Annotated in this window: 11 protein-coding genes and 1 riboswitch; of the genes, 4 read left to right on the plus strand and 7 right to left on the minus strand. The window is 71.0% G+C overall.

The annotated features are described in order from the left end of the window. Positions 1-45: 45 nt before the first annotated feature. The 4 genes from AC2TEW_RS11870 to AC2TEW_RS11885 form a co-directional block, all read right to left on the minus strand. Positions 46-1,809: an ABC transporter substrate-binding protein gene (locus tag AC2TEW_RS11870; protein ID WP_484623334.1), complete on the minus strand. Its 1,764-nt coding sequence runs from the start codon at positions 1,807-1,809 to the stop codon at positions 46-48. A 58-nt stretch (positions 1,810-1,867) separates the two neighbouring features. Beyond that, positions 1,868-2,857: an ABC transporter permease gene (locus AC2TEW_RS11875; protein ID WP_484623335.1), complete on the minus strand. Its 990-nt coding sequence runs from the start codon at positions 2,855-2,857 to the stop codon at positions 1,868-1,870. A gap of 594 nt (positions 2,858-3,451) precedes the next feature. After that, positions 3,452-4,339 carry an enhanced serine sensitivity protein SseB C-terminal domain-containing protein gene (locus tag AC2TEW_RS11880; protein ID WP_484623336.1) on the minus strand — a complete coding sequence of 296 codons (888 nt, stop codon included), beginning with the start codon at positions 4,337-4,339 and terminating at the stop codon, positions 3,452-3,454. Positions 4,340-4,505: 166 nt separating this feature from the next. Further along, on the minus strand, positions 4,506-5,300 hold the full coding sequence (locus AC2TEW_RS11885) for an enhanced serine sensitivity protein SseB C-terminal domain-containing protein (protein ID WP_033820062.1): 795 nt from the start codon (positions 5,298-5,300) through the stop codon (positions 4,506-4,508). Positions 5,301-5,457: 157 nt separating this feature from the next. After that, positions 5,458-5,563, plus strand: a riboswitch (glycine riboswitch). 176 nt (positions 5,564-5,739) lie between these two features. On the opposite strand from AC2TEW_RS11885, the gene gcvT reads away from it, so the two are divergent. From gcvT to AC2TEW_RS11905, 4 genes are all read left to right on the plus strand, one after another. Further along, positions 5,740-6,858: a glycine cleavage system aminomethyltransferase GcvT gene (gene gcvT, locus AC2TEW_RS11890; protein WP_484623337.1), complete on the plus strand. Its 1,119-nt coding sequence runs from the start codon at positions 5,740-5,742 to the stop codon at positions 6,856-6,858. A gap of 77 nt (positions 6,859-6,935) precedes the next feature. Beyond that, on the plus strand, positions 6,936-7,316 hold the full coding sequence (gene gcvH, locus AC2TEW_RS11895) for a glycine cleavage system protein GcvH (RefSeq protein ID WP_033820060.1): 381 nt from the start codon (positions 6,936-6,938) through the stop codon (positions 7,314-7,316). Between the two features lie 87 nt (positions 7,317-7,403). Then, a complete protein-coding gene (gene glyA / locus AC2TEW_RS11900; RefSeq protein ID WP_484623338.1) occupies positions 7,404-8,669 on the plus strand; it encodes a serine hydroxymethyltransferase in 1,266 nt (421 codons plus the stop codon). Between the two features lie 152 nt (positions 8,670-8,821). Further along, positions 8,822-10,189 (plus strand): L-serine ammonia-lyase, encoded by a 1,368-nt coding sequence (locus AC2TEW_RS11905; protein WP_484623339.1) that lies wholly within the window; start codon positions 8,822-8,824, stop codon positions 10,187-10,189. Between the two features lie 365 nt (positions 10,190-10,554). On the opposite strand, the gene AC2TEW_RS11910 is transcribed toward AC2TEW_RS11905, so the two are convergent. From AC2TEW_RS11910 to AC2TEW_RS11920, 3 genes are all read right to left on the minus strand, one after another. Beyond that, positions 10,555-11,103, minus strand: a complete 549-nt coding sequence (locus tag AC2TEW_RS11910) for an ATP-binding protein (RefSeq protein ID WP_484623340.1) — start codon at positions 11,101-11,103, stop codon at positions 10,555-10,557. Positions 11,104-11,218: 115 nt separating this feature from the next. Further along, positions 11,219-12,448 carry a L,D-transpeptidase gene (locus tag AC2TEW_RS11915; RefSeq protein ID WP_484623341.1) on the minus strand — a complete coding sequence of 410 codons (1,230 nt, stop codon included), beginning with the start codon at positions 12,446-12,448 and terminating at the stop codon, positions 11,219-11,221. A gap of 159 nt (positions 12,449-12,607) precedes the next feature. Continuing rightward, complete coding sequence (locus tag AC2TEW_RS11920) at positions 12,608-13,870, minus strand: L,D-transpeptidase (protein WP_484623342.1); 1,263 nt, start codon at positions 13,868-13,870, stop codon at positions 12,608-12,610. Between the last annotated feature and the right edge of the window lie 11 nt (positions 13,871-13,881).

The following is a 13,881-nucleotide window of genomic DNA, read 5'->3' on the forward strand; positions in this document are numbered from 1 at the left end:
GGCGCCGCTGCCTTCACCTGCCTTCAGGGGTGTGGAGCCAGGCTCTTACTTGGTGACGCCGATGTTCAGGTAGTCGTACTGACCGGAGAAGGCCGGGGTGGACGCCATGTTGGTGGCACCCGCCGGGCGGTACAGGAAGACCTTGTAGTAGGTCAGCGGCACGATGACCGCGGCGTCCATGGTCTTCTTGTCGATCTCGCCGTAGATCTTCTCGCGGGCGGCCCGGTCCGGGTTGGCGATCGCGTCGTCCAGCAGCTTGTTGATCGACGGGTCGTTCAGCTGCGAGAGGTTGGTGTTGCCGGACTTCTTGATCGCCCGGCCGTCCACCACCTGCTGCAGGAAGCCGTAGCCGGTCGGCCAGTCGGCGCCCCACTGCATCATGATCAGACCGGTGTTGTGGCTGTCGGTGTACTCCGGCACGCCCGCGAAGTCCGAGAAGTACTTGCCCTGCGGGAACTGCTGGATCTCGACGTCGATGCCGACCTTCTTCAGCGCCGCCTGGATCGCGGTGGCCGAGGCGACCTCGGTCGAGCGGTCCTGGCGGGCCATGATGCTGGTCTTGAAGCCGTCCGGCTTGCCGCAGGCCTTCAGGGCGTCCTTGGCCTTGGCCTCGTCACCCTTGTTGCCCTCGGTCGCGTACGGGTCCGACTTCTGGTAGCCCGGGATGTCCGGCGGGAGCACCGTGGAGGCGATGTCACCGCGGATCGGACCGCCGATCGCGGTCTGCACCGAGACCTTGTCGATCGCGTACTGGACGGCCTTGCGGCAGTCGATGTTGTCGAACGGCGCGACCTTGGTGTTGATCGCGGTGTAGACCAGACGGCCACCGTAGGTGTTGTCGGTCTGCGCCTTGAGCTTGGGGTCCAGCAGCAGCTTGGCCTGGGTCTGCGGGTCGACGCCCTTGCCGGCCAGGTCGACCTGGGCGTTTCCGGCCAGCAGGTCCTGGTCGATGGTCGACTGCGCGATCTTCAGCTTGACCTGGATCTTGTCGGCGAGCTGCTTGCGGATCGGGTCGGTCTTCGGGTCCCAGTTGGTGTTCGGGACCAGCACGACCTCCTTGCCGTCCTCGTAGCTCTGGAACTTGTAGCTGCCGGTGGAGGCGATGTGCTTGACGTAGTCCGCGCCGGTGTCCTTGGCCTGCGGCACCGGGACCGTCTGCGGGGCGCTGACCAGGTAGTCGAAGTCGGCGAACGGCTGCTTCAGGTGGAAGACGATGGTGGTGTCGTCCGGAGTCTCGATGGACTTCAGGTCACCGGTCTTGTCCTTGTACGGACCCGCGTACGGGGTGTCGTTGTCCTTGAGCAGGTCGTGGAAGTACGTCGGACCGTTGGACAGCACGTCGGGCGCGAAGTTGGAGCGCTCCACCGCGTACTTGACGTCCTTGGAGGTGACCGCGGTGCCGTCGTCGTACTTGATGCCGGCCCGCAGCTTGTAGGTCCAGGTCAGACCGTCCGGGCTGACCTGGCCCAGCGACTCGGCCAGGTCCGGGACCAGCTTGTTGCCGGCCTCGCCGGCGGCGGGCTGGAAGGTGGTCAGCGGACGGCCGTACAGACGCGAGAAGTTGTACATGTACGCGTAGTACGTGTTGCCCGGGTCGAAGGAGTCCGGCACGTCGGAGTGCTCGTAGACGACCGTGCCGCCCTTGGTGTCCGAGGCGTTCACGATGTTCTTCGTCGCGGCGTCGGCGCCGGCGACGGAGCCGCCCTTGGTGGCGCCGTCGGTGCTGCCCTTGCTGCTGGAGCAGCCGGTGAGGGTCAGCGCCACGGCCGCGGCGAGCGCGGTCAGCGCGGCGGTACGGGACCTGCGCATAGCTGAGATCAACCCCTTGGAGGATGAGCGATGACGGTGGAAATCCCTGACGGCTACGTCAGTTGTTCTTGGGGTCGAGGGCGTCACGGAGCCCGTCGCCCAACAGGTTGAAAGCGAGCACGGTGACGAAGATCGCCAGGCCGGGGACCATCAGGTACTGCGGGTCCACCTGGTAGTAGTCGATCGCGTTGCTCAACATGCCGCCCCAGGAGGCCTGTGGCGGCTCGATGCCGACGCCGAGGAAGCTCAGGCCGGCCTCGAAGAGGATGTTGGTCGGGATCAGCAGGGTCGAGTAGACCAGGATCGGACCGACCAGGTTGGGCAGCAGTTCCTTGAAGAGGATGAACGGGCCGCGGGCGCCGAGGCTGCGGGCCGCGTCGACGAACTCGCGCTCGCGCAGCGAGAGCGTCTGACCGCGCACGATCCGGCCCATGTAGGGCCAGTTGAAGAAGCCGATCACGAAGATCAGCACCGTGATGTGCAGCGAGGTGCCGTGCAGCCCGAACGCGCCGTCCTTGAGCGAGGCCGAGATGGCGATCGCGAACAGCAGCAGCGGGAAGGCCAGGAACATGTCCATCAGCCGGCTGATCACGGTGTCCACCCAGCCGCCGTAGTAGCCGGCGGTGATGCCGAGCACGGTGCCGATGACGTTGGACAGGATGGTGGCACCGAAGGCCACCAGCAGCGAGACCCAGGAGCCTTCGATGACCCGGGTCAGCAGGTCGCGTCCGTACTGGACGTCGACACCGAGCGGGTGCTCCCAGCTCATGCCGCCCCAGTCGCCGAACGGGATGCCGCCGAGGTTGGCGTCCAGCGCGTCCTGGTGGAAGGCGTTCGGGTCGAGGCCGAAGACCGCCTCGATCGGCTTGGCCAGCACTGCGAGCAGCACCAGCAGGATCACGACCACGCCGCCGGCGACGGCGGCCTTGTCGCGCTTGAAGCGCAGCCAGGCGATCTGGCTGAGCGATCTGCCCTCGATCCGCTTCGCCGGGCCGGTTTCCTGCTTGGCCTGGGGTGCGGAGCCGAGGGTCTCGTTCGATGTGGTCATGGTCAGTTCGGTCCCCTCGCCGACGGTGGCCGGCCCACGGTCTCCGGCCGGTTCGTGGCCTGCCCGGCCCGGTGGGGCCAGGAGCTCGAAAGGGCCGGAATGCGCCACTGATGCTTGGTGACGGTGCGTCGGTGCGGTGGTGCCGGGCTCGGTGCGGCGGTGCTGAAGGTGCGGTGCTGAAATGCCGGGGTACTGCGGTCCCGGACGGGCGGCGGTCAACTGCGCCGGTACGCCGGGTCGTTGCGAGGTGCGTGGTACCGGTCGGAAAGCGACCCGTGCCGATCAGGTTTCTCAGCTTGCGCGTTCGCCTTCGTGGGGCTCGCTACGCGCTCTGCATTGCGCAGCACTCTGTGTCATTCGGACAGCCTTGCGCCAGACCTCACAACCGAAGGATGCCCAACTGTGATCTGCCTGCATGCACGACTGTTTCCGCCGCATATCGCTCTTCACACAGGTGTTACGTGCCTGTCAAGACGCCCGCTGACGGATGGTCGCCAGTGGCGGAAAACTGCCAGGTCGGCGCGGGGGGACAAAAGGAAGCACCCGTGGGCGAAAACGCCTACGGGTGCTCAGAAAATGGCATACGAACGTATTTCAGCGGCCCGGGTAGCCCTGCCACGGCTGCTGCGGCCAGCCCGCCACCGACTGCCCCTGCGGGGGCGGATAGCCGTACCCCGGGTACGGCGGCTGCGGGGCCGCCTGCTGCGGGCCGAACCGGGCCTCGCGGTCGTAGAACGGACGCGCGTTGGCCAGCAGCCACATCGCCACCGGGTCGAACTCGTCGGCCAGCATCACCGTCGACACCGAGGTGCCCTCCGGCAGGTGCGCCACCGCGCGCTGGACCAGCGCCCGGGCCGCCTCGACCGCGGGCGGCGAGGTGTCGTACAGGTCGAGGCCGATCGCCAGGTAGGGCTCGCCGAGCGCGGGCCGCACCCAGACCTGCCGCAGCGAGCGCAGCGGCCTGACCTCGGCCGCCTGGTGCTCCAGCTGGGCGTAGAACTGCGGGACGGCCAGCTGGGGTTCGGCCAGCTGCAGCGGGCCGGCCGGGAGCCGGTCCAGGCCCACCGCGATCCGGCGCAGGTCCGCCCAGGGCACGCCGACCCCGCCGCCGGGCACGTGCGGGTCCAGCCACAGGCCCCAGCGGGTCCGGTAGAGCGCGTTGGCGATCTCCAGCCCGGAGATCGCCTCGTGGCCCCGGGCCCAGCCGCTCGCGCTCAGCTGCCCCGGCGAGGTGACGGCGGGCGCGTAGCCGAGACCGCCGATGTCCATGTTCCCGTACTGGGCGTCGGGGCTGCCGGGCTGTCCGTGCCACAGCAGCATCCAGACCTGGCCCTCGGCCAGCGCGCGCAACAGCGCTTCGTAGGCCTCGTACCGCTCGGGCGCGACCTGGGCCAGGGCACGCTCGATCGCCCCCGGGTCACCACCGGGGCGCGCCTGGCCCCACTGGCCCGGCGCGCCGCCGCCTGCCGCTCCCGCGCTCACGCGCCCACCTCGCTCTCGCCCGTCCCGTCGCCCCCGCGGCCCCGCCGCGCGGACTGTCGGCAGCAACCCTATGGGGCAGGGCCGACAGCCGTCATACCGCCGTCCCCCTACTGGACGGTCACCGCCGCGGCGGGCCGCCCGCGGGGCCCGGCCCCGGGCCCGCCGTTCAGGCGCGGACGTAGAACGGCCGCACCTGGGTGACCAGCCAGTCGACCACCGGGTCGGCGGCCAGGTCCAGCAGCACCAGGTGGACGCCCCAGGCCGGGGCGGCGGTTCCGAGCGCCCGGCCGAGCGCCTCGCCCACCCGGGCCGGGTCGGCGGGCAGCGCGGGGTCGAGCTGGATGCCCAGGTAGAGCAGGGTGGCCTCGCCCTCCACCTTGGCCAGCGCCCGACGGGCCGTCAACACCTCTGGCAGCATCGCGAGTTCGGATCCGGCGGCGGCCAGGAAGGCGTACGGCTCCTGGTGCGGCTCGGGCTCCTTGAGGGCGACCCGCGCCCCCTCGGGCACGCCGCCGTCCGCCGGCCGATCGCCCTGCGGGCCGCGCCGCAGCTCGCCGACGCCCTCCGGCGGCACCGGGATGCCGACCGGCGCCTCGGGGTTGACCGCGATGCCGATCCCCAGCGGCAGGCCGCGGGCGAACTCCCACATCGGCGCGATGGCGAAGGCCATCCCGGGCGCCTGGCGCAGGAACTCCTCCTGGGAGGAGAAGACCGGCACGTACGGCGCGCCGGCCAGTTCGATGGTCGGCAGGTCCAGCGACTGGCCCTGCTGGTCGGCGCCGGCCGGCAGCGGGATCCACACCTGGCTGCGGGCCAGCACCTCGATCACCCGGGGCGTGGCGCCCGGGTCGCCCAGGGCCGCGGTGAGCACCTGTTCCAGCTCGTTGACCGGCCAGCTCCCGCCCTCGGGAGCCGCGCCCGGCTCCGTCCAAGGCCGTGCCTCGCCCGCCGGGTACCCCATCCGTCTCTGCCCCTTCCGCCCTGACCGGGCGAGCCCGCGCGCCGCGCGCCGTGCGCGGGCCGAAGAACCGTCCCGCAGAGCGTATCGCCCGGCCCCCCTCCCGCAGGGCCCCGCAGGCATGCCATGATGACCCCGATCGAACTTCATACTGGCCGCTCGAACCCGCGCGGGAGAGTCCGGAGTGCCGTTCCACGGCACGGGCCGGCGCCGAAGGAGCAAGTCCTCCCCGGAATCTCTCAGGCCACCCATACCGCGCGGGCGAGGCACATCTGGAAAGTGGACACGGCCGCGCCGTGCGCCCACCCACGGTGCAAGCCGCCATTCTTGTGTGCGGTGAAGCTCTCAGGTTGTGACGACAGACGGGGAGACTCCACCCCCGCATGCCCGCATCCAGGTGCGGGCGCGCTCCGTGAGTGTCCAGCCAAGGAGTCCCGCCGCCATGTCCCTCCGCCACACCGCGCTCGACGCGCTGCACCGCTCGCTCGGTGCCACCATGACCGACTTCGCCGGCTGGGACATGCCGCTGCGCTACGGCTCCGAGCGCGAGGAGCACCTCGCGGTCCGCACCCGGGCCGGGCTCTTCGACCTCTCCCACATGGGTGAGATCACCGTCAGCGGCCCGCAGGCGGGCGAACTGCTGGACCACGCGCTGGTCGGCTTCATCTCCGCGCTCGGCGTGCTGCGGGCCCGCTACACCATGATCTGCCGCGAGGACGGCGGCATCCTCGACGACCTGATCGTCTACCGCACCGGCGAGACCGAGTACATGGTGGTCGCCAACGCCTCCAACGCCCAGGTGGTGCTGGACGCGCTGACCGAGCGGGCGGCCGGCTTCGACGCCGAGGTCCGCGACGACCGCGACGCCTACGCGCTGCTCGCCGTCCAGGGCCCGGAGGCCAACGGCATCCTGGCCTCGCTGACCGACGCCGACCTGCCGGCGCTGAAGTACTACGCGCTGCTGCCCGCCACCGTCGCCGGCCGCGAGGTGTGGCTGGCCCGCACCGGTTACACCGGCGAGGACGGCTTCGAGATCTTCTGCGCCCCCGCGGACGCCGAGCACCTGTGGCAGGAGCTCAGCAAGGCCGGCGCCGACAAGGGCCTGGCGGCCTGCGGCCTGTCCTGCCGCGACACCCTCCGGCTGGAGGCGGGCATGCCGCTGTACGGGCACGAGCTGTCCACCGACCTCACCCCGTTCGACGCCGGCCTCGGCCGGGTGGTGCGCTTCGACAAGACCACCAACGACGGCCGCTTCGTCGGCCGCGAGGCGCTGGAGCGGGCCGCCGCCGCGGCCGGGACCGCCCCGCCGCAGGTGCTGGTGGGCCTGGTCTCCGAGGGCAAGCGGGTGCCGCGCGCCGAGTACGCGGTGGTCTCCGCCGAGGGCACCCCGATCGGCCGGATCACCTCCGGCGCCCCCTCCCCCACCTTGGGCAAGCCGATCGCCATCGCGTACGTGGACGCCGCGCACGCCGCCCCGGGCACCGCGGTCGCGGTCGACGTCCGCGGCAAGCACGAGCCGGTCGAGGTCGTCGCGCTGCCGTTCTACAAGCGCGCCCGCTGACCCGCACCAACCCGACAGGCCGGTCCGCCCAGCGGACTGCTTCGCCCTACCCTCTTGCGATCCTGGAGAATGACGTCATGAGCAACCCCACGCACCTGCAGTACACCAAGGAGCACGAGTGGCTGACCGCGGCCGACGCTGACGGCGTCTCGACCGTCGGCATCACCAAGCACGCGGCCGACGCGCTCGGCGACATCGTGTACGTCCAGCTCCCGGAGGTCGGCGACACCGTGACCGCCGGCGAGACCTGTGGTGAGCTCGAGTCCACCAAGTCGGTCAGCGACCTGTACTCGCCGGCCACCGGCGAGATCGTCGAGATCAACCAGGCCGTCATCGACGACCCGGCCCTGGTCAACGGCGAGCCCTTCGAGGGTGCCTGGCTGTTCAAGCTCAAGGTCGAGGCGACCGACGAGCTGCTGGACGCCGAGGCCTACACCGCGTTCACCAGCGGCGCCTGACCCACCGCGTGAAAGGGGGCCGGCCGCAGCGCGGCGGACGGCCCCTTCCCCTCAGGTAACCGCCCAGCCCCACGGGAAGACCCACTCATGACGGTTCTCAACCAGTCCCTGCACGCGCTCGACCCGGAGATCGCCGCCGCGGTCGACGCCGAGCTGCACCGCCAGCAGACCACCCTCGAAATGATCGCCTCCGAGAACTTCGCCCCCGTGGCGGTCATGGAGGCCCAGGGCTCGGTCCTGACCAACAAGTACGCCGAGGGCTACCCCGGCAAGCGCTACTACGGCGGCTGCGAGCACGTCGACGTGGTCGAGCAGATCGCGATCGACCGGATCAAGGAGCTGTTCGGCGCCGAGCACGCCAACGTCCAGCCGCACTCCGGCGCGCAGGCCAACGCGGCCGCGATGTTCGCGCTGATCCAGCCGGGCGACACCATCCTGGGCCTGAGCCTGGCGCACGGCGGCCACCTCACCCACGGCATGAAGATCAACTTCTCCGGCAAGCTCTACAACGTGGCCGCGTACCACGTGGACGAGACCGGCGTGGTCGACATGGCCGAGGTCGAGCGGCTCGCCAAGGAGCACCAGCCCAAGCTGATCATCGCCGGCTGGTCCGCCTACCCGCGCCAGCTGGACTTCGCCGAGTTCCGCCGCATCGCGGACGAGGTCGGCGCGCTGCTGATGGTCGACATGGCGCACTTCGCCGGCCTGGTCGCGGCGGGTCTGCACCCGTCCCCGGTGCCGTACGCCGACGTGGTGACCACCACCACCCACAAGACCCTGGGCGGCCCGCGCGGTGGCGTGATCCTCTCCAAGGCCGAGTACGCCAAGAAGATCAACTCCGCGGTCTTCCCCGGCCAGCAGGGCGGCCCGCTCGAGCACGTGATCGCCGGCAAGGCCGTGGCCTTCAAGGTCGCCGCCTCGGAGGAGTTCAAGGAGCGCCAGCAGCGCACCCTGGAGGGCGCCAAGATCCTCGCCGAGCGCCTGCTGCAGGCCGACGCGACCGAGGCCGGCGTCTCCGTGCTCTCCGGCGGCACCGACGTCCACCTGGTCCTGGTCGACCTGCGTAACTCCCAGCTCAACGGCCAGGACGCCGAGGACCGGCTGCACGAGGTCGGCATCACGGTCAACCGCAACGCCGTCCCGAACGACCCGCGCCCGCCGATGGTCACCTCCGGCCTGCGGATCGGCACCCCGGCGCTGGCCACCCGCGGCTTCCAGGCCGCGGACTTCCGCGAGGTCGCCGACATCATCGCCGAGGCGCTGCTGCCCGCCTTCGACGGGACCAAGGCCACCGCGCTGAAGGCCCGCGTGACCGCGCTGGCCGAGAAGTACCCGCTCTACCCGAACCTGTAGTTCACCCCGGGGTACGGCGGACGACCCCCGCCGTACCCCTCGGTTCTCCGGGGCACCGCGCACACTGGACAGTGGACCGCGGTGCCCCGCGCCGTGCCCGCACCCCCCAAGCACCTCCGCACGTCTCCACGTGACCAGACAAGGACGTCCCCGTGGCCATCAGCGTCTTCGACCTCTTCTCCATCGGCATCGGTCCGTCCAGCTCCCACACGGTCGGCCCGATGCGGGCGGCCCGGATGTTCGCCCGCCGCCTGAAGTCCGAGGGTCTGCTGGCCCAGGCCGTCTCGGTGCGCGCCGAACTGTTCGGCTCGCTCGGCGCGACCGGCCACGGCCACGGCACCCCGAAGGCCGTCCTGCTCGGCCTGGAGGGCAACTCCCCGCGCACCGTCGACGTCGACCAGGCCGACCTGGACGTCGAGCGGATCAAGGCCGAGAAGCGGCTGCGGCTGCTCGGCGCCCAGGAGATCGCCTTCGACCCGGACACCCAGCTGGTGCTGCACCGCCGCAAGTCGCTGCCCTACCACGCCAACGGCATGACCCTGTGGGCCTTCGACGCCGAGGGCGCCACCGTCCTGGAGAAGACCTACTACTCGGTCGGCGGCGGCTTCGTGGTCGACGAGGACGCCATCGGCGCCGACCGGGTGGTCCCCGACGACACCGCGCTGCGCTACCCCTTCCGCACCGGCGAGGAGCTGCTGCGGCTCACCCGGGAGACCGGCCTGTCGATCTCCGGCCTGATGCTGGAGAACGAGAAGGCCTGGCGCTCCGAGGCGGAGATCCGGGCCGGGCTGCTGGAGATCTGGGGCGTGATGAAGGAGTGCGTCGACGCCGGCATGGCCCGCGAGGGCATCCTGCCCGGCGGCCTGAAGGTCCGCCGCCGCGCGGCCTCCGGCGCCCGCGCGCTGCGCGCCGAGGGCATCGGCCCGGCCAACGCGATGGAGTGGGTCACCCTCTACGCGATGGCCGTCAACGAGGAGAACGCCTCCGGCCAGCGGGTGGTGACCGCCCCGACCAACGGCGCGGCGGGCATCATCCCGGCGGTCCTGCACTACTTCCAGAACTTCATCCCCGGCGCCGACGACGACGGCATCGTCCGCTTCCTGCTGGCGGCCGGCGCGATCGGCATGCTGTTCAAGGAGAACGCCTCCATCTCCGGCGCCGAGGTCGGCTGCCAGGGCGAGGTCGGCTCCGCCTGCTCGATGGCGGCCGGCGGCCTCGCCGAGGTCCTCGGCGGCTCCCCGGAGCAGGTCGAGAACGCGGCCGAGATCGGCATCGAGCACAACCTGGGCCTGACCTGCGACCCGGTCGGCGGCCTGGTCCAGATCCCCTGCATCGAGCGCAACGGCATGGCGTCGGTCAAGGCCGTCACCGCCGCCCGGATGGCCCTGCGCGGCGACGGCCGGCACCACGTCTCCCTCGACAAGGCGATCAAGACCATGAAGGAGACCGGCGCCGACATGAAGATCAAGTACAAGGAGACCTCCCGCGGCGGCCTGGCGGTCAACGTCATCGAGTGCTGAGCCGCGCCCCCCGGGGGGGGGGTGCCCCCGGGGGGGGCGGTACGGAATCCGCACGTGAGGCGACCGTTGGCTGAATAATCAGAGGCCGTCACGCGAATCTATTCGCACACTGAAGGTGAAGTGGGTTACAAACCTTCCAATCCAATTTGCTCACATGCTGAGACCGTGCGATAGTCGAACAAGTCGGGCGTTGCGAGACGCCTGACGCGATCCACGGCCTCCATGACCCGGTCCGGCCGTCACCACCGCGCGGCGAGCACCCCCTAGGCCTGCACGGTGACCTGCAGGGGCCCCTGAACCGCGTACACCGTGGACGGGGGCCCCGCACTGTTTCCCGGGCCCGTCCCCCGGCCGCTCCGGGCCGCTCAGGCCGTCGTGCGCTCGCGCACCTTGAGCTCGAACCAGACGCCCTTGCCGCGGGGCAGCAGATCCGCGCCCCAGCGGTCGGCGATCTCCGACACCACCCGCAGGCCGTGCCCGGACTCGTGCAGCGGCTCGGCCGCCATGATCAGACAGGGCAGCGCCCGCGAGGAGTCCCGCACCTCGACCCGCACCACACCGGGACGGCGGACCACCCGTAAGCCGATGGTGCGCCCGCCCGCGTGCCGCACGGCGTTGGCGACCAGCTCGCCGGTGAGCAGTTCGCCGGCCTCCAGCTGCTGGTGCAGGCCCCAGTCGGCGAGCACGCCGAGCACCACCCGGCGCGCGACGCCGGCCGACACCGGCCGGGACGGCAGCCGGGCCTCCTGGTCCTCGGCCTGCTCCCGCAGCCGACGGCGGGCGGTGCGCTCCAGCTCGCCGGGCGTCAGCCGCTCCAGCTCCGACAGCGCCGGGGCGCCGCAGCCCGACGGGCCGTCATCGGCCAGTTCCGCCAGCCCATGTGATGCCCGGTCCGCTTCGCCCCATCCTGCCATGCGCCAATCATTGCGGAACGCATGCGGGCGCGTACGGACAATGACCAAACGATCACTAGGCGTCTGGCATATGCCCGCCGCGGCCGAACGCCCGCCCGGCGGACCGTTCGAACGCCTACCAGTTGTTCCAGGACAGGTTCCATCCGCTCAGCCCGTTGTCGGCCGCGACCTGCTTGCCCTTGGAGTTGACCACGGTCACGACGTCGCCGATCAGCGAGGAGTCGTAGAACTTGCCGGCCCGCGAGGAGGCGGAGCCGCCCTTGGCGTCGGCCAGGCCGATGCAGCCGTGGCTGGCGTTGTAGGAGCCGAACGCGCTGCTCCAGTAGTTGCCGTGGACGTAGGTCCCGGAGTCGGTCAGCCGCATCGCGTGCGGGACGTCGGAGATGTCGTACTCCTCGCCCGAGCCGACCCCGGCGACGCCCTGCGAGCTCATCCGGGTGGTCTCCGCCTTGTCCTCGACCACCATGGTGCCGTTCCAGGTGTCGAAGCCCGCCTTGCCGGCCGTGAAGGGCACCTTGTCGGCCGGCTGGCCGTCGCGCACCACCTGCATCTGGTGGGTGGCCACGTCCGCGGTGCTGATCTGGGAGCGGCCGATGGTGAACGGCTCGTCGCGGTCCACCCCGCCGTAGACCCCGGGCGCCACCTCGACGCTCTTCAGCCGGTAGTGGACGGTGACCGTGGTGCCGGACTTCCAGTACTCGGCCGGGCGGAAGTCGACCCGCTGGCTGCCGAACCAGTGGCCCTTGACCACCGTCCCGTCGGAGGTCTCGAAGGTGACCCCCTTCTCGACCGCGGCCTTGTCCTTGACCGGGCGGTCGAAGGTGAGCGAGACGATCATGCCGACGCCGTAGGTGCCGCCGTCCGCGATGTTGTCGTGGGCGCCGGCGTCCTTGGCCGGGGTGAGGGTGGTGAAGCCGCTCTGCGCGGTGGTCTCCAGACCGGCCGCGTCGACCGCCTTGGCGGCCACCCGGTACTGCGCGGAGACCGCCAGGTTCCCGCTCGGCACCCAGCTGAGGCCGTCCGCCGCGACCGCGCCGGGCACCTCCTTGCCGTCCGGGCCGGTGACCGCCACGGTGGTCAGCTTCCCGCCGCTCACCCCGACCTTGAGCGCCCCCGCGGGCTTGACGCCGGTGGCGCCGTCGGCGGGCTCGATGGTCACCGCCGCCGAGGAGACGGTGGGCTTCGCCGGGGTGGCGGGGGCGGGCGTGCCCGCCGGGGACGCACCGGCCGCCAGGCGCGCGGCGCTGCTGCTCCCGGTGTCGCCGCCCGAACCGCAGCCCGTCGCCAGCAGCACCAGCGCACCTGAGAGCGCCCCGGCCGCCAGGCCCGTGCGTATCGACTTCACTCGCGTACTCCCCATCTCCCCGGTCGGCCGTCAGCCACTTACACGTGGGGTCCTCGACCCAGGTTGCGCGACCAGGGTCGAGATTCGGTTACGAACGGAGAACGGCCCGGTCGTTCCGAGGAACGGCCGGGCCCTTCGATGCTCCGTGACTGCCCGGGGCTACCAGCTGCCCCAGGCGACGTTCCAGCCGCTCAGGCCGTTGTCCGGGGAGACCTGCTTGCCCTTGGCGTTGACGATCTTGACCACGTCGCCGACCAGCGAGGAGCCGAAGAACTTGCCCGCGGTGGAGTTGTCGTCCCCGCCCTTGCCGTCCTGCATCGAGATGCAGCCGTGGCTGGCGTTGGACTTGCCGAAGGCGCTGCTCCAGTAGTTGCCGTGCACGTAGGTGCCGCTGTTGGTGAGCCGCATGGCGTGCGGCACGTCCGGCACGTCGTACTCGCCGCCGACCACGTTGGCGACCGTGGCGGAGTTCATCCGGGTCACCTTCTCCTTGCTGGAGATGACCATGGTGCCGTTGTACGACGGGTTGTCGTCGTTGCCGGCGGTGATCGGGATGGTCTGGGTGGAGCCGTCGCCCTTCTTGACCGTCATCTGGTGGCTGGCCGCGTCCGCGGTGCTCACCTGGTAGCGGCCGATGGTGAAGGGCTCGTCCTTGTCCACGTCGCCGTAGACGCCGGGCGAGACCTCGACGCTCTTCAGGCGGTAGTGGATGGTGACCTTGGTGCCCGGCTTCCAGTACTCGGCCGGACGGAAGTCCAGCCGCTGGCTGCCGAACCAGTGGCCCTTGACCTTGGTGCCGTCGGAGGCCTCGAAGGTGATGCCGTCCGCCACCGCCTTGGTGTTCTTGATCGGCTTGCTGAAGGCCACCGAGACGATCATGCCGACGCCGTAGGTGCCGTTGTCGGAGATGTTGTCGTTGGTCGCCGCGGTCTTCGCCGGGGTGAGCGTGGTGAAGGTGCTGGTCGACGCGGCCTCCAGGCCGGCGTCGTCCTTGGCCTGCGCGTTCACCTTGTAGACCATGCCGACGGCGAGCGCCTCGGTCGGCTTCCAGCTCAGGCCGTCCGCCGCGATGGTGCCGGCCACCGCCTTGCCGTTCTTGTCGGTCACCTCGACATTGGTCAGCTTGCCGCTGGCCACCGCCACCTGGAGGGCGTTCGGCGCGGCGTCGGTGGCGCCGTCCTTCGGCGTCACGGTCAGCTGCGCCGCGGAGACCTTCGCGGGCTCGGCCGCGGCCGAGGCCGCCCCGCCGCCCGTGGCTCCGCCCGAGCCGCCGGCCGCCGAGCCGCCGCCCGAGCTGCTGCAGGCCGCGCCGAGCAGCAGGACGCCGCCCATCGCCAGCGCGATGCCGGAGCGCCGCACGGCCCGTCCGGCGGTCCTCGTGTTGATGCGTATGGCGGCGTCGGCCGCCCGAACCGGCTTCACGTCGGTCTGCT

It is taken from the genome of Kitasatospora sp. NEAU-CNBT7 (genome assembly GCF_057220535.1).

What these genes read in the sequence shown, in the direction of transcription:
- AC2TEW_RS11870 (WP_484623334.1), bottom strand. Translation starts at nt 1,809, where the DNA reads ATGCGCAGGTCCCGTACCGCCGCGCTGACCGCGCTCGCCGCGGCCGTG.
- AC2TEW_RS11885 (WP_033820062.1), bottom strand. Translation starts at nt 5,300, where the DNA reads ATGGGGTACCCGGCGGGCGAGGCACGGCCTTGGACGGAGCCGGGCGCG.
- glyA (WP_484623338.1), top strand. Translation starts at nt 7,404, where the DNA reads ATGACGGTTCTCAACCAGTCCCTGCACGCGCTCGACCCGGAGATCGCC.
- gcvH (WP_033820060.1), top strand. Translation starts at nt 6,936, where the DNA reads ATGAGCAACCCCACGCACCTGCAGTACACCAAGGAGCACGAGTGGCTG.
- gcvT (WP_484623337.1), top strand. Translation starts at nt 5,740, where the DNA reads ATGTCCCTCCGCCACACCGCGCTCGACGCGCTGCACCGCTCGCTCGGT.
- AC2TEW_RS11910 (WP_484623340.1), bottom strand. Translation starts at nt 11,103, where the DNA reads ATGGCAGGATGGGGCGAAGCGGACCGGGCATCACATGGGCTGGCGGAA.
- AC2TEW_RS11875 (WP_484623335.1), bottom strand. Translation starts at nt 2,857, where the DNA reads ATGACCACATCGAACGAGACCCTCGGCTCCGCACCCCAGGCCAAGCAG.